Below are 13666 nucleotides of genomic sequence, written 5' to 3' on the forward strand. Positions count from 1 at the left end.
TGGACCTGTCAGATCAGGAGACTTGCAGGAAGACTTGAGAGACTCGCGGAAGCGCTCACTTCGCCGCGGCGTCGTCCTTGGCGCTTTCCTTGGATTCCTTGGCCGGCTCGCCCTTGGCGCGCACGCCGGAGACCATCGAGCGCATCTGCCGCACGCGCACGCCATCGGCGATCTCGAACTCGATCTGGTCGTCGTCGACGACCTTGGTGACCTTGCCGACGAGACCGCCCGAGGTCACGACGGTGTCGCCGCGGCGGATGTTCTTTACGAGGTCAGCGTGGTCACGGACCTTCTTCTGCTGCGGACGCAGAATCAGGAAGTACATGATCACGAAGATCAGGGCGAATGGCAGCAGCGACATCAGCATGCCGCTGGTGTCGCCGGCGCCCGCAGCCTGGGCATACGCAGGGGTAATCAACATTCGGACGATCCTCGTGAGAACGGGGGAAAACCGGTCAGGCCCAAATGGCGACCGGTTCGGTCAAATTCGCGCGGACTATAGCGGCCATTGCCCCAATTGCAACGCTGCCAGACCGCCCTTTTAGCCACCTTGCGGCGCGCGCTCAGGCCCGATAAGGCTGCATTCTCAGGAACTTCGGACATGCCCCAAAAACCAAGCAAAAGCCCGGCCGGCAAAGGCCCCCGCACCCCTGCCGCGAAGCCAGCCCGCGTCGCGGCAAAACGTCCCAAGGCAGCCCTCAAAGCTGCTTCCAAAGCGACTTTCAAGACGATTTCCAAGGCGACTTCCAAGGCCAACCAAAGCGTCTCCCAGGAGCGCATCGTTCGCGCGCTGGAGACGATTGCGGCGCACCTCTCCGCGCAAGGCAAGCCCGCCGTCGAACGCGAGTCGTTCAAGCCGGCGGACGCTTTCGTCTGGCACCCGGACGGCCGTCTTGCCGCGGTGCCGCGGGTCAGCCGCGTCGAATTGTTCCTGCTTAAGGGCGTCGATCGGATGCGCGACATCCTGATGGAGAACACGGAGCGTTTCGCCAACGGATTGCCCGCCAACAACGCATTGCTCTGGGGCGCGCGCGGCATGGGCAAGTCGTCGCTCGTGAAGGCGGCGCATGCCAGCATCAACACGGAGCGCAAACCGGCCGACAGACTGAAGCTGATCGAGATCCATCGCGAGGACATCGAGAGCCTGCCCGCGCTCATGGAGCAGCTTCGCGCCTCATCCTTCCGCTTCATCGTGTTCTGCGACGATCTCTCCTTCGACGGCAATGATGCGTCCTACAAATCGCTCAAGGCGGTGCTCGAAGGCGGCATCGAAGGTCGGCCGGAGAACGTCATCCTCTACGCCACTTCCAACCGCCGCCATCTGCTGGCGCGCGAGATGATCGAGAACGAGCGCTCGACCGCGATCAATCCCGGCGAAGCCGTCGAGGAGAAGGTCTCGCTATCGGATCGCTTCGGTCTCTGGCTCGGCTTCCACCGCTGCAGCCAGGACGAATATCTCGCGATGGTGCGGGGCTATTGCAGCCATTTCGGCGTCAAGGTCGACGATGACGCGCTGGAGCGCGAGGCCCTTGAATGGTCGACGACGCGCGGCTCGCGCTCCGGCCGCGTCGCCTGGCAGTTCGTGCAGGAGCTTGCGGGACGGCTCGGCGTCAAGCTGACGGCGACGTAGCGGGAGCTAAGAGCCGCACTCACACCTGTCATTCCCCGCGCAAGCGGGGAATCCAGTATTCCAGAGACAGTTTTGATCGATCGAGACGCTGCGGCGTACTGGGTCGCCCGGTCAAGCCGTGCGACGACAGCTTTCGTGCCGAGGCAACGCTGGCCTCACGCCCCGTTCAGGAATTGAAGCGGGTCAACCGGGCTCGATCCCTTGCGGATCTCGAAGTGGAGCTGCGGCGACGCCACCTCCCCGGATTGACCCGACTTGGCAATGACCTGGCCGCGCTTGATGGTATCGCCGCGCTTCACCATCAGCTCACTCGCATGGGCATATGCGGTGACGTAGCCGTTGGAGTGCCGAACCAGGACGAGATTGCCATAACCTTTCAGCTCGTTGCCGGAATAGGCAACGACACCGTCTTCAGCCGCCTTGACCGGCGTACCCTCGGGCACCGCGAGATTGATGCCGTCGTTGGACTTGCCATTGGTCTTGGCGCCGTAGCTCGTGACCACCTTGCCGCGCACCGGCCAGCGGAAAGTCGGCAGCGCGCTGGTGGTCTCCGCAGCTTTCGCCGGAGCTTCAGCGGTCTTCTCTTCGACATTGGCAGTGGCCTGGGCCAGGCGCGCGCTTTGCACCGGCGCGACGGCCGCCATCTTGGTGGCGGGCGCAGGCGCGGCCGCAACGGGTTGCAGCGTTCCGGCAACGGGAGCGGCTCCGACCGGAGCCGCGGCAAGCGGTGCTGCGACGGCGGCAGTCTTGGCGCCGGGCACGGCCAGCCTGGTGCCGAGCTTCAGTTTCGCAGAGGGATCGAGCCCATTGGCGCGGGCCAGTTCAGCCGCCGAGATATGGTTCTTGCGGGCGATGCTGGCGAGCGTGTCGCCGTGGTTCACGAAGTGCGTGCTTGACGGCGCGGCAACGGCTGCAACCGGCTTCGCAGCAGGCGCCATCGCGGGGGCAGCGGCAACGGGAGCCATGAGCGGCGCGGGCGCAGCGGCCGTAGCCTGGTGCGGAATGATCAGTTGCTGGCCGGGCGAGAGCGCGCGCGGCCCCTTATAGCCGTTGGCGGCGAGAATCGCCTGCGGCGTGACGCGATAGCGTTTGGCAAGCAGGTCGAGCGTATCGCTGGTGCCGACGATGATTTTGGTTCCACCGACCGGCTGGGCGGCTGCGACCGAGCGCGGCGGCACGGTGGCCGTGGTCTCCAGATGCGGCTGCGCCGGGGGTGCGTAGGAGCCGACACCGCGACCGCCTCCGGACACGCCGCCTGCCGCAACGGGGTAGGATTGCGGCGCGGACACCGCCGGCGGCAAAGGCTGCGACTGATAATAACCGGACTGGGTCTGCGGCCGCGAATATTGCGGCAACTCACGCTGCGGCGGCGGTGCCTGTTGCACCGAACCGGTCGATTCCTGCGCGAAGGGATTGGAGAAGTTCGACTGGGACATGCGCGACGACATGTCGGCGCTGCACCCTGCGAAGCTGAAGGAGATCAGCGCCAGCACCGCGACCTGCGGCACCCGGCGCGAGTAAAGCAACTCGGCGGCAACGGACATGGTTACTCACTCGTACGCAACAGAACTGGTGTTTTAAGTAAACACGCGCCGAGTAAATAACGGCTTAACCCTCCCAATAAGATGTTGGCAGCACAGCCAATCCGGAATTCTACAGCTCCCGCGCCACGCCGGGCAGCGCCGGCACGAAGCGGACTTCGACGAGTTCCTTGCGCTCGATCCCGGCTTCCGTCCGGCTCAGGCGGATCAGCGTCTGCACCCCCTGATGCGGACCGACGGGCGCGATCAGGATGCCGCCCACCTCCAGCCGCTCGACCAGGTTCTCCGGGAGCTGCTCCATCGCGGCCGTGACGATGATGCGGTCGAACGGGCCGATATTGGGAGGCAGATTGAGGCCATCGCCCAGCATCACCTCGACGTTGTGATAGTTGAGCTTTTCAAGCCTGATCCGTGCGGCATCCGCAAGCTTGCGGTAGCGCTCGACCGTCAACACCTGGCCGGCGAGCCGCGACAGCACCGCCGCCTGGTAGCCCGAGCCGGCACCGATCTCGAGCACGCGGTGCCTCTTCTGAAGCTGGAGCTGCTCGGTCATGTAGGCGACGACGAAGGGCTGGCTGATGGTCTGCCCGCAGGCGATCGGCAGCGCGCTGTCGCGATACGCGCCGTCGCGATCGGCGTCGTCGACGAATTGATCGCGCGGCACCTCCTCCATGGCCCGCAGGACCGCCTGGTCGCTGATGCCCCGACGCCTCAGCGTGAGCTGAAACATCATCTTTTCCGGCGGGTGCTGATGGGAAGTCATTGCCTGCTTGTGCTGTCTTTGCGGTCCGGGACGCCGAGCTGGGGCGCTAGATTCTTGTTCCGGCTCAGGGAACCCATGATAGGCTTCGGATGGGAGTAGTTGACCACAAATTGGCTTGCAACGGGCAAGCCGCGACGGCCATTTTCATGCATCCGTTCGTCAAAACGCGCATTGCGTCGATTCATGTTATCTGCGAACGTTTTTGACAATGGGCAAGGACTCGACCATGACCGCGACGGGGCTTACCGGCCGCTCTGTATTCCTCGTCGAAGACGAGGTGATGATCAGGATGATGGTCGCGGACATGCTCGAAGAGCTTGGCTACAAGATCGCAGCCGAGGCTGGCGACATCACCGAAGCCATGCGGCTCGCCCAGGCAACCGAGTTCGACATCGCCATTCTCGACGTCAACGTCAACGGCAAGGTCATCTCGCCGGTCGCCGACGTCATCAAGGCAAAGGGCTGCCCGTTCATCTTCGCCACCGGATACGGTTCCTCCGGCCTGCCCGAGCAGTACCGCGATCGGCCGGCGCTTCAGAAACCATTTCAGCTCGACGCCCTCGGCAAGACCATCGAAGCCGCGCTTCGCGGCGGCTAGGCCCCGTTCCAAGTCGGATTACTTCAGCGTCGGACTTACTTCAAGCGTCGCACTCAGCGCCTCCGAAAACGCCTCGTTGGTGCGGTCGAGCCGGAGCGGCGTGACGGAGACGTAGCGTTCGCGCAGCGCCGCGAGATCGGTGCCATCGGCGGGTGTATCAATCATCGCGGTGCGCTCGAAGCCGATCCAGAAATAGGGATTGCCACGGCCGTCCTTGCGCTCGTCGATCTTGAGGAAGCCGAGATTGCGCTTGCCCTGCCGCGTCACGCGAATGCCCAGCACATCCTCCGGCGCGCAAGCCGGGAAGTTGACGTTGATGACGGTGTCCTTCGGGATGCCGGCGGCGATCACCTTGCGCAGGATGTCGGGCCCGAATTTGCGCGCGGTGTCCCACAGCGGTCGGTCGCGGGTCTCGACGCTGAACTCCTGCGACAGGGCGAAAGACGGTAGTCCCAGGATGGTTCCCTCCAGCGCGCCGGCGATGGTGCCGGAATAGACCACGTCCTCGGCGACGTTGCGGCCCTTGTTGACGCCGGACAGCACGACATCGGGCAGCTTGGCGCCGAGGATGTGGCGCGCGCCCATGATGACGCAGTCCGTCGGCGTGCCGCGCACCGCAAAGTGCCGCGGGCCGACCTCGCGCAGCCGCAGCGGATCGTTCAGCGACAGCGAATGCGACACGCCGGACTGGTCGAGTTCAGGCGCGACCACCCAGACGTCATCGGACAATGCGCGCGCGATCTCCTCCAGGACCTTGAGGCCGGGGGCGTGGATGCCGTCGTCATTTGTGCAGAGAATGCGCATGGGAAAGGTCGATTCCTGAAGCGGGTCTCAGCCGTCTTATCCGGCCGGGGCCGATCAGGCAAACCGGCCGATCGGGGCCGGCTGCCGGTACCGGCTTGGCCGGCTATCGGCGAACGCGCCATTGCGGCAGGAAGCGCGCCAGCCGGCCCTCGGCGTGCAATTTCATCGCCGGCACGACCGGGCTCACGATCGGCGCCTCGATGACGCCGAGCGTCTCCAGCTGTGCGACGAACGGGTCCGCTACCGACGCCTGCGGAAAGCGTTCGCGTGCCAGCGACAGTGCCTGGTCGAAATCCGCGGCATTCACACCGGGCTTGGCCCGCCGGCTCTGGACCAGATCGTCGTCCCAGAGCCGCGTGATCCCGATGTCGAACACGCCACGCAGCCGCTGATCGAGAGCCTGGATGCCGGCACCCGTCACCGCCCATTGTCTGCCGACCCAGAAGATGTCGCGGTGCAAGGCCATGAACGAGGGGTTCGCGTTGTCGGGTGGCCGGCAGGATAACCGGCCGCCCGATCTTCGCAACCAAACGTTTCGACCGTTTCAGATTGGCAGCACGCCTAGTCGCGTGCGACCACCTTCAGCCCGCCCATATAGGGCTGCAGTACGCTGGGGACCGCGATCGAGCCGTCCTCCTGCTGGTAGGTCTCCATCACAGCGATAAGCGCGCGGCCGACGGCAGTGCCGGAGCCGTTCAAGGTGTGCACGAAACGCGGCTTGCCGTCGGGACCGCGCGAGCGCGCGTCCATCCGGCGGGCCTGGAAATCGCCGCACACCGAGCAGCTCGAGATCTCGCGGAACATGCCGCCATCGCCCTGCCCGGGCATCCAGACCTCGATGTCATAGGTTTTTTGCGCCGCAAAACCCATATCCCCTGCGCAGAGCGTCATCACGCGATAATGCAGGTCGAGCTGCCGTAACACCTCTTCGGCGCAAGCGAGCATCCGCTCATGCTCGTCCTTGCTGGTTTCGGCCGTTGCAATCGACACCAACTCGACTTTTGTGAATTGATGCTGCCGGATCATGCCGCGCGTGTCGCGGCCTGCCGCCCCTGCTTCCGCCCGAAAACACGGCGTCAACGCTGTCAGGCGCATCGGCAGCTCCCTCTCGTCCACGATGGATTCGCGAACCAGGTTCGTCAGCGGCATTTCAGCCGTGGGTATGAGCCACATCCCTTCCCGCGTGCAAAACATATCTTCGGCGGATTTGGGAAGGTTACCCGTCCCATAGGCCGTTTGCTCGCGCACCAAGAGCGGCGGGTTGATCTCGGTATAACCATGCTCGTTGGTGTGCAGGTCGAGCATGAACTGGCCGATCGCGCGTTCGAGCCGCGCCAGCCCCTTCTTCAGCACGACGAAGCGCGCACCCGAGAGTTTTGCCGCTGCCTCGAAATCCATGTAGCCGAGCGCGTTGCCGAGATCGTCGTGCGGCTTCGGCGCGAAGCTGTAGTTGCGCTTGTTGCCGAAGACGTGGTGCTGCACGTTGCCGTGCTCGTCGACGCCATCGGGTACCTCGTCGAGCGGCAGGTTCGGAATCGCGGAGAGCTCTTTCGTCAGCTCCTCGTCGGCGGACTTCGCCGCGGCCTCGAGCTGCGGCATCGTCGTCTTGAGTTCGGTAACTTCCGCCATCAGCTTCGCCGCGCGCGCCTCGTCCTTGGCCTTCTTGGCATCGCCGATTTCCTTTGAGGCCGCATTGCGCCGCGCCTGCGCCTGCTCGGAAGCCAGGATCGCCGCACGCCGGGTCTCGTCGATCGCTAGCAGCGACGCCGACATCGGCTTCAGGCCGCGTCGTGCGAGGCCGGCGTCGAAGGCTTGCGGGTTGTCGCGGATCGATTTGATATCGTGCATGGCCGAGGTCCTGGGGCAGCGCGTAAACATACAACGGCAAACGTTGTACGTCAGCGCGTCTCCCTAGCACTCTGTCATCGCCCGCGAAAGCGGGCGATCCAGTATTCCAGAGACGTCAGTGATTCCCCCGAGAGGCCGCGGCGTACTGGATTCCCCGCCCCAGGGCGCAATTGCGCACAAGGCGGGGAATGACAGCGGAGGTCAGGGCGCCCTACTCCGCCGGATTAGCCGGCGTCGATACGTCAGTGCCGGTGGTGGCCTTTGAAGTTGCCGCCTTCTTCTCCACAATTCCCACCGCGATGATCGAGCCCTCGTAGAGCGCGAGCAAGGGGATCGCGAGCGAGCACTGGCTAAGCACGTCGGGCGGGGTCAGAACGGCCGCGATGACGAAGGCGACGACGATGAAATAGCGGCGCTTCTCGCGCAGCATTTTTGACGTGACGATGCCGATGCGCCCGAGCAGCGTCAGGATCACCGGAAGCTGGAAGGCGATGCCGAAGGCGAAGATCAGCGACATCATCAGCGACAGGTATTCACCGACCTTGGGCAGCAGCTGGATCTGCGCGGTCTCGTCGCTGCCAGCCTGCTGCATGCCGAGCGAGAAGCGGACCAGCATCGGCAGCACGACGAAATAGACCAGTGCTGCGCCCAGCACGAAGAAGAACGGGGTCGCGACCAGATAAGGCAGAAAGGCCTGCTTCTCGTGCTTGTAGAGGCCCGGAGCGACGAACTTGTAGATCTGCGTCGCAACGATCGGGAACGAGATGAAGCCGGCGCCGAACAGCGCGAGCTTGAGCTGAGTAATGAAATATTCCAGCAGCGCAGTGTAGATGAATTTCGAGTTCTCGGGACCCGCGACCCACACGAACGGCCAGACCAGCACGTTGTAGATCTGCTTGGCGAAGAAGAAGCAGAAGATGAAGGCAACGCCGAAGCCAAGGAGCGCCTTGATCAGCCGCGAACGCAGCTCGATCAAATGGTCCATCAGGGGAGCTTTGCTGGCCTCGATATCGGCGGCGCTCATGACGCTTTGGCGTCCTTGATCGCCTCGGCCGGCGCAGTGTCCTGGATGACCGAATCTTGCGTGACCGAACCTTGAGCGACCTGCGCCTGCTCGACCTCACGGGTGATGGCGAGCGGCTCGTTCACCGCCGCATGTGCCTCGGCCTCTACGAAGGTCTCGGGCGTCGGCGCTTCCGGCGTGGTGGGCGTCGCCGGCAATTCGCTTGAAGTCGCCAGCGCTTCGCTTGAAGTCGCCGGCGGCTCAACAGCGGCGGTGGTCGAGGTCTCGGCCGGCTTGTCCAGCGCATCGACGCGGAGCGCGTCGCTGACGTCTTTCTGAAGCGAGGTCATCAGATTGTTGCCGGCGAACCCGGAAGCCGCTTCCTTGACCTCGTCGAAGCTCTTCTTGAGGTCGGCCATTTCGGCCTCGCGCATCGCCTCCTGGAATTGGCCCTGGAATTCGGCGGCCATCTTGCGCGCCTTGCCCATCCACTGCCCGACCATACGCAGTACGCCCGGCAGCTCTTTCGGGCCGATGGCGATCAGGGCCACGACCCCGATCAGGACCAGTTCACTCCACCCGATATCGAACATGAGGTCTTCCGTTCACGCCAGCCGCAGCCAGCCCAATCCCTCGCGCGCAGGATCGGGTCCGCTACCCGCGTCTCGCGTGCTCTCTGGCTCAGACGGCCTTGCTGCCGATGTCGGACCGTGCCGCGGTCGGCGCGGCATTGTTGTGCTCGATGGACTTGGCCGGCTCGGGCTTGTCGGCGACCTTGTCGTCGTCCTGCATGCCCTTCTTGAACGCCTTGATGCCCTGCGCCACGTCGCCCATCAGATCCGAAATCTTGCCGCGACCGAACAGCAGCAGGACCACTGCGATCACCAGGACCCAGTGCCAAATGCTGAGTGAACCCATCCTGCAACCCTCCAAACGCGCATGGCCGGGGACCCGGCCGATCTTCACCGAAACCTAGGCTTGGCAGGTGTCAAAAACAAGGACCAAGGCAGCGCCAATTCGCTGTTGGCGCTACGTAATTTTGCTAGTGTTAACTGGTCGCAGGTGGCCGGTAGAAGGCCGGGACGTCAGTCCTCGCTACCGCCCTCGCCGCCCTCATTGCCGCCTTCCGGCGGCGTCTCGGGCTCGACCGCAGGCGCCAGCGCGAGATCAAGGTCCTCGCCAGGTTCCAGCGGATCCTCGTCCTCACGCAAAGTCGGGTCATCCGACGGCGTCGGCACGCTGAATCCGGTCGGCAGACGCGAATCCAGAAGGCCCGTGCCCTTGAGCTCCTCCAAACCCGGCAGATCGCCGAGCTGTTCCAGAGTGAACTGCGACAGGAAGTCCTCGGTGGTTCCGAAGGTCAAGGGACGGCCCGGCGTCTTGCGACGGCCGCGCGGCTTGATCCAGCCGGTTTCCAGCAGCACGTCCAGCGTGCCTTTCGAGGTGACGACGCCGCGGATCTCCTCGATCTCGGCGCGCGTCACCGGCTGGTGATAGGCGATGATTGCGAGCACCTCGATCGCGGCGCGCGACAGGCGGCGGGTTTCGGTGCTCTCGCGGGTCATCAGCCAGGCGAGATCGCCCGCCGTGCGGAAGGTCCATTTGTTGGCAACCCGGACGAGATTCACGCCGCGCAAGGAATAGTCGGCCTGCAACTGCTCAAGCGCGGCCTTCACGTCCACGCCCTCGGGCATGCGCTTGGCCAGCGTCGCGGTGTCCAGCGGTTCATTCGAAGCGAACAGCAGCGCTTCCAGCAGCCGCAATTCTTCGGGACGTGCCTGGGACTCGTTCTCCATCGGCTCGGCCTCTTCTACCCGCACTTCAGCCAGGCTTGCCATGGCAGATTCTCCTTGTTGCACTTAAGCGACCGGCGCATCGGGCGCAGGAGCTGCGTCCATGACCGGCTTGGGGCGCCCCTTCCGGAAATAGATGGGCGCAAACGCCTCTTTCTGATTCAGCTCGAGCTGACCTTCGCGCACCAGTTCGAGCGCAGCCGCGAAACTCGAGGCGAGCACCGTCGCGCGCTGCGTCGGATCGGCGACGTGCTGCAGCAGAAAATCGTCGAGAACGCCCCAATCGTCTTGCTCGCTGATGCTGCCGACCAGCCGCTCCAGCGTGGCGCGCGCCTCCGCAAGCGACCACACCGTGCGCTTGGCGAGATGCACGCTCGCCAGCACGCGCGACTGGCGCTGCGCGGCATAGGCGGTGAGCAGGTCATAGAGCGTTGCGGTGTATTTCGGATGCTTGATCTCGGCGATCTGCTCGGGCTCGCCGCGCGGGAAGATGTCGCGCAGCAATTGCTGCCGGTTCATCAGCCGGTTGGCGGCTTCGCGAATGGCCTCCAGCCGGCGCAGGCGGTTGGCGAGCGCCGTCGCCATCTGCTCGGCGCTCGGGCCTTCCGCACTCGGCGGCTCCGGCAGCAGCAGGCGCGATTTCAGAAAGGCGAGCCAGGCCGCCATCACGAGATAGTCGGCGGCAAGCTCGAGGCGGATCTTTCGCGCGGCTTCGATGAAGTGGAGATACTGGTCGGCGAGCGCCAGGATCGAGATCTTGGCGAGATCGACCTTCTGCTGCCGCGCCAGTGCGAGCAACAGGTCGAGCGGACCCTCATAGCCCTCGACGTCCACCACCAACGCCGGCTCACCCTCGGCGAGCTCTGCGGGCCGCCCGGTTTCAAACGATAGGATTTCTGCGGTCATGCCGATGCCGTGTTTGCCCGTGCGATCAATGCGTCCAGTTCGGCGCGTGCGGCCGCGCGATCGAACGGTTGCGGTCCTCGACGCGCCGCGAGCGCGGCGTTCGCCCGCTCCAGCGCCCTGCCCGCCAGTTCGGGTGTCTGGCCGGCGACCTCACGCATCTCCTCGATCTTGCCGTTGCAATGCAGGGCCATGTCGCAACCGGCCGCAAAAATCGCGCGGGTCCGCTCGGCGATATTGCCCGACAGCGCGTTCATCGACACGTCATCACTCATTAACAAACCCTGGAACCCGATTGTGCCGCGAATCACCTCAGCGATCATTGTCGCAGATGTCGTCGCCGGATGGGCGGGGTCGACCGCGCTAAACACAACATGTGCAGTCATGGCCATCGGCAAATCCGCCAAAGGCATGAACGCCGCGAAGTCGGTGCGCTCCAGTTCGTCTCGCGACGTGTCGACGGTCGGCAGATTGAAATGGGTATCGGCCGTAGCTCGGCCATGGCCGGGGATGTGCTTGAGCACCGGCAACACGCCCCCCTCTTCCAGGCCCTCGGTGACCGCGCGGGCGATCGCGGCGACTTTTCCCGGTTCGGTGCCGTAGGCCCTGTTCCCGATGACGGCGTTGGCGCCAGCCACCGGCACGTCGGCCAGCGGCAAGCAATCCACGGTAATGCCGAGATCCCCGAGATCGGCCGCGATCAGCCGGGCACTGAGGCGCGCCGCGGTCAGCCCGAGCGCCGAATCAGTATCGTAGAGACCCGCGAAAATAGCGCCCGGTGGATAGACCGGCCAAAGCGGCGGCCCCAGGCGCTGCACCCGTCCACCCTCCTGGTCGATCAGGACAGGGGCATCAGCGAAACCCGCGACCGCCCGCAATTCCGCAACGAGTGCAGCAACTTGAGCTGGCGTCTCGACGTTGCGCTTGAAGAGGATGAAGCCCCATGGGCGTTCGCTGCGGATAAACTCCCGCTCGGCGGCAGTTAGTTCCGTTCCGGAAACGCCGGTAATGAAGGCCCGCGTGCTCATACGGCCGATTAACCCTGACCCGCGAGACGGTCAAGGAAACGGCCGTTAATTCCTCTGGACGAAGCAGGCAGACAGGCCCGCGGATTTCAAACTGTTGCAGGCCTGGTTCGCCTCTTCGAGCGATCCGTAGGGTCCAGCGAAGGCGCGGTAGACGATTCCCTTGCCCTTGTCGGTCAGGTCGACCCGCTTGACCACCGGAGCGCGGGAGCCCAGCACGCTGCCGTACTTGCTCTGAAGCACCCGGTAGGAGGCGTGGGCGCTATCCTCGGTCTGCTGCGAGGAGACCTGCACGACGTAGCCACCGCCACCGCTGCTCGCGGGCGCAATTTGCGTCGGATTGGTCGCAGCCATCCGCTGCGGCGGCTCCGCAGCCGGCGCCGATTGCGGCGCCAGCGAGAGCGGCTGATTGGCACTGGCATTGGCCGAGGTCGGCGGCGTGCGTGGTGCAGCGGGTGCCGCAACGGGCTTCAGTGGAGCTGCCGGCTTCGCGACGGCGGCGGCTTGCGACGCGGTGGCGTCGGTCTGATCGCCCTTCACGGCCACGGTCCTGATCGCGCGCGGCGAATTGTTCGGCAGCGTGCCGTTACTCGGATTCGGGCCCGCACTCGATAGCGGAATGCTGGACGGCGACACGCTCGCCACCGGCGGCGGGTTCGCGTTCTGGTTCAGCGGCGGGAACACCACGCGGGGACCTCCCGCCTTGGCGTTGACGTCGACAGGCGCCTCCTCGCGCGGCACGATCTTCTCAGCGCCATCACCGGTGACCATGCGGTCCGGCACCTTGGCCGAGGAGTCCGACGGCGCCGGCACGATTTTGGTCGGCGTGTTGTCGGCCTTGATGATGGGCGGCTCGCCGCTGCGGGGCGAGCCCACATAGGTCTTGTAGGCGAACGCAGCGCCGGTCCCGACCACGGCAAGCGCCAGGATCGCCGCGACCGTCATCATGCCGCCGCGCTGCTTCTTGGGCTCGTCGAGATCGGCCTCGGGATAGTCGCTCTGGAATGCGTAAGGATCGTCGGGATAGGCGGCATCGCGCTGGTAGTCTTGTTCGCCCGCCTCCAGCCGTCCGTAGAGCGCATCGTCGTAGCGCGCCGGATCGGGCTGCTGCTGATAGGCTTGTTCCTGATAAGCCTGATCGTGCTGCTGGTAGGCCTGATCCTGATAGGCAGGAGCTTGATAAGCAGGAGCTTGATAGCCCTGATCCGGATAGGCCTGCGGCTGACGAAAATCAGGTTCGGGCTCGGGCGCAGTCGGCTGGGCTGAATAACGATGCAGTGGATGAACCGGGTTTACGGAAGCGGGATAGGCAGGCTCAGCTGGCGCCGTCTGCGGCTGCACATTGGCGCGCCGCATCCATGAGGGCGGTCCGGGCGGCGGCGGAGGAGCCTGCTCGGCATAGTCCTGCGGGTCATCGTCCTGGCGATAGTCGTCGTCCTGATAGCTCTGGGCAGGCGCGGGCGCTGCCGGCGGGTGCGCACCCGGCCGCCCTTGCGCCGCAAACGGATCGGTCTGCCCGATCAGGCGGGCGAGTTCGGCCAAGGGATCGCCGCTCCCATGCTGATCGCCACCGCGACCATAGTCATCGGAAGGAAACGGTCTGTCCTGATATCGTTCGGCCATCGTGATGATGCGTCCCTTCGGGAAAGCCGCGCGCCCCTCGGCCAAGGCACGGCTTTCGACCCACAAGGCTTTCAACCAAGTCTAAGCGATCCGGCTTCTGCCGGTTACCCCCGAAATCCCTTAAGTAGTTCGCCC

At 64.8% G+C, this 13666-nt stretch carries 15 protein-coding genes; 2 read left to right on the forward strand and 13 right to left on the reverse strand.

The window, feature by feature from the left end; translation table 11 throughout:
• Positions 1-55: 55 nt before the first annotated feature.
• Positions 56-421, reverse strand: coding sequence for a preprotein translocase subunit YajC (yajC, locus tag ABIB80_RS28210; protein WP_007590674.1), 366 nt, complete (start codon positions 419-421; stop codon positions 56-58).
• 180 nt (positions 422-601) lie between these two features.
• Between yajC and ABIB80_RS28215 the strand changes: the two genes are divergently transcribed.
• The gene (locus ABIB80_RS28215; RefSeq protein WP_007590673.1) at positions 602-1630 is read left to right on the forward strand and encodes an ATP-binding protein; all 1029 of its coding nucleotides are present in this window, start codon (positions 602-604) and stop codon (positions 1628-1630) included.
• Between the two features lie 155 nt (positions 1631-1785).
• Here ABIB80_RS28215 and ABIB80_RS28220 read toward each other — a convergent pair whose 3' ends face one another.
• Both ABIB80_RS28220 and ABIB80_RS28225 read right to left on the reverse strand, forming a co-directional pair.
• Positions 1786-3174, reverse strand: a complete 1389-nt coding sequence (locus ABIB80_RS28220; protein WP_007590672.1) for a LysM peptidoglycan-binding domain-containing M23 family metallopeptidase — start codon at positions 3172-3174, stop codon at positions 1786-1788.
• A gap of 109 nt (positions 3175-3283) precedes the next feature.
• Positions 3284-3934, reverse strand: coding sequence for a protein-L-isoaspartate(D-aspartate) O-methyltransferase (locus tag ABIB80_RS28225; RefSeq protein ID WP_007590671.1), 651 nt, complete (start codon positions 3932-3934; stop codon positions 3284-3286).
• A gap of 226 nt (positions 3935-4160) precedes the next feature.
• Here ABIB80_RS28225 and ABIB80_RS28230 point away from each other — a divergent pair, with 226 nt between their 5' ends.
• Positions 4161-4532: a response regulator gene (locus ABIB80_RS28230; protein ID WP_007590670.1), complete on the forward strand. Its 372-nt coding sequence runs from the start codon at positions 4161-4163 to the stop codon at positions 4530-4532.
• An 18-nt stretch (positions 4533-4550) separates the two neighbouring features.
• Here ABIB80_RS28230 and surE read toward each other — a convergent pair whose 3' ends face one another.
• The 10 genes from surE to ABIB80_RS28280 all read right to left on the reverse strand — a co-directional run bounded on the left by surE (position 4551) and on the right by ABIB80_RS28280 (position 13531).
• Entirely contained in the window at positions 4551-5336 is a 786-nt protein-coding gene (surE, locus tag ABIB80_RS28235; protein ID WP_219685501.1) for a 5'/3'-nucleotidase SurE, read from the reverse strand.
• Between the two features lie 103 nt (positions 5337-5439).
• The gene (locus ABIB80_RS28240; protein ID WP_007590660.1) at positions 5440-5802 is read right to left on the reverse strand and encodes a hypothetical protein; all 363 of its coding nucleotides are present in this window, start codon (positions 5800-5802) and stop codon (positions 5440-5442) included.
• A 95-nt stretch (positions 5803-5897) separates the two neighbouring features.
• Positions 5898-7184: a serine--tRNA ligase gene (serS, locus tag ABIB80_RS28245; RefSeq protein WP_354128850.1), complete on the reverse strand. Its 1287-nt coding sequence runs from the start codon at positions 7182-7184 to the stop codon at positions 5898-5900.
• A gap of 211 nt (positions 7185-7395) precedes the next feature.
• Positions 7396-8208, reverse strand: coding sequence for a twin-arginine translocase subunit TatC (tatC, locus tag ABIB80_RS28250; RefSeq protein ID WP_219683152.1), 813 nt, complete (start codon positions 8206-8208; stop codon positions 7396-7398).
• Positions 8205-8780, reverse strand: coding sequence for a Sec-independent protein translocase protein TatB (gene tatB, locus ABIB80_RS28255; protein ID WP_007590657.1), 576 nt, complete (start codon positions 8778-8780; stop codon positions 8205-8207). The genes tatC and tatB overlap by 4 nt, the downstream gene beginning before the upstream one ends.
• An 88-nt stretch (positions 8781-8868) precedes the next feature.
• Positions 8869-9105 (reverse strand): twin-arginine translocase TatA/TatE family subunit, encoded by a 237-nt coding sequence (locus ABIB80_RS28260; protein WP_007590656.1) that lies wholly within the window; start codon positions 9103-9105, stop codon positions 8869-8871.
• A gap of 167 nt (positions 9106-9272) precedes the next feature.
• Positions 9273-10025 carry an SMC-Scp complex subunit ScpB gene (gene scpB, locus ABIB80_RS28265; protein ID WP_007590655.1) on the reverse strand — a complete coding sequence of 251 codons (753 nt, stop codon included), beginning with the start codon at positions 10023-10025 and terminating at the stop codon, positions 9273-9275.
• Positions 10026-10046: 21 nt separating this feature from the next.
• Complete coding sequence (locus ABIB80_RS28270; RefSeq protein WP_007590654.1) at positions 10047-10886, reverse strand: segregation and condensation protein A; 840 nt, start codon at positions 10884-10886, stop codon at positions 10047-10049.
• On the reverse strand, positions 10883-11911 hold the full coding sequence (gene nagZ, locus ABIB80_RS28275; RefSeq protein ID WP_007590653.1) for a beta-N-acetylhexosaminidase: 1029 nt from the start codon (positions 11909-11911) through the stop codon (positions 10883-10885). Before nagZ ends, ABIB80_RS28270 begins: the two co-directional genes overlap by 4 nt.
• A gap of 45 nt (positions 11912-11956) precedes the next feature.
• A complete protein-coding gene (locus ABIB80_RS28280; RefSeq protein WP_007590652.1) occupies positions 11957-13531 on the reverse strand; it encodes an SPOR domain-containing protein in 1575 nt (524 codons plus the stop codon).
• Between the last annotated feature and the right edge of the window lie 135 nt (positions 13532-13666).

The organism is Bradyrhizobium sp. i1.15.2 (assembly GCF_040548425.1).
Classification (GTDB): domain Bacteria; phylum Pseudomonadota; class Alphaproteobacteria; order Rhizobiales; family Xanthobacteraceae; genus Bradyrhizobium; species Bradyrhizobium canariense.

Coding starts and splice junctions, on each gene's coding strand:
- ABIB80_RS28260 (WP_007590656.1), bottom strand. CDS start 9,105: ATGGGTTCACTCAGCATTTGGCACTGGGTCCTGGTGATCGCAGTGGTC.
- ABIB80_RS28225 (WP_007590671.1), bottom strand. CDS start 3,934: ATGACTTCCCATCAGCACCCGCCGGAAAAGATGATGTTTCAGCTCACG.
- ABIB80_RS28280 (WP_007590652.1), bottom strand. CDS start 13,531: ATGGCCGAACGATATCAGGACAGACCGTTTCCTTCCGATGACTATGGT.
- ABIB80_RS28240 (WP_007590660.1), bottom strand. CDS start 5,802: ATGGCCTTGCACCGCGACATCTTCTGGGTCGGCAGACAATGGGCGGTG.
- surE (WP_219685501.1), bottom strand. CDS start 5,336: ATGCGCATTCTCTGCACAAATGACGACGGCATCCACGCCCCCGGCCTC.
- ABIB80_RS28220 (WP_007590672.1), bottom strand. CDS start 3,174: ATGTCCGTTGCCGCCGAGTTGCTTTACTCGCGCCGGGTGCCGCAGGTC.
- nagZ (WP_007590653.1), bottom strand. CDS start 11,911: ATGAGCACGCGGGCCTTCATTACCGGCGTTTCCGGAACGGAACTAACT.
- ABIB80_RS28215 (WP_007590673.1), top strand. CDS start 602: ATGCCCCAAAAACCAAGCAAAAGCCCGGCCGGCAAAGGCCCCCGCACC.
- yajC (WP_007590674.1), bottom strand. CDS start 421: ATGTTGATTACCCCTGCGTATGCCCAGGCTGCGGGCGCCGGCGACACC.
- tatB (WP_007590657.1), bottom strand. CDS start 8,780: ATGTTCGATATCGGGTGGAGTGAACTGGTCCTGATCGGGGTCGTGGCC.
- tatC (WP_219683152.1), bottom strand. CDS start 8,208: ATGAGCGCCGCCGATATCGAGGCCAGCAAAGCTCCCCTGATGGACCAT.
- serS (WP_354128850.1), bottom strand. CDS start 7,184: ATGCACGATATCAAATCGATCCGCGACAACCCGCAAGCCTTCGACGCC.
- ABIB80_RS28270 (WP_007590654.1), bottom strand. CDS start 10,886: ATGACCGCAGAAATCCTATCGTTTGAAACCGGGCGGCCCGCAGAGCTC.
- ABIB80_RS28230 (WP_007590670.1), top strand. CDS start 4,161: ATGACCGCGACGGGGCTTACCGGCCGCTCTGTATTCCTCGTCGAAGAC.
- scpB (WP_007590655.1), bottom strand. CDS start 10,025: ATGGCAAGCCTGGCTGAAGTGCGGGTAGAAGAGGCCGAGCCGATGGAG.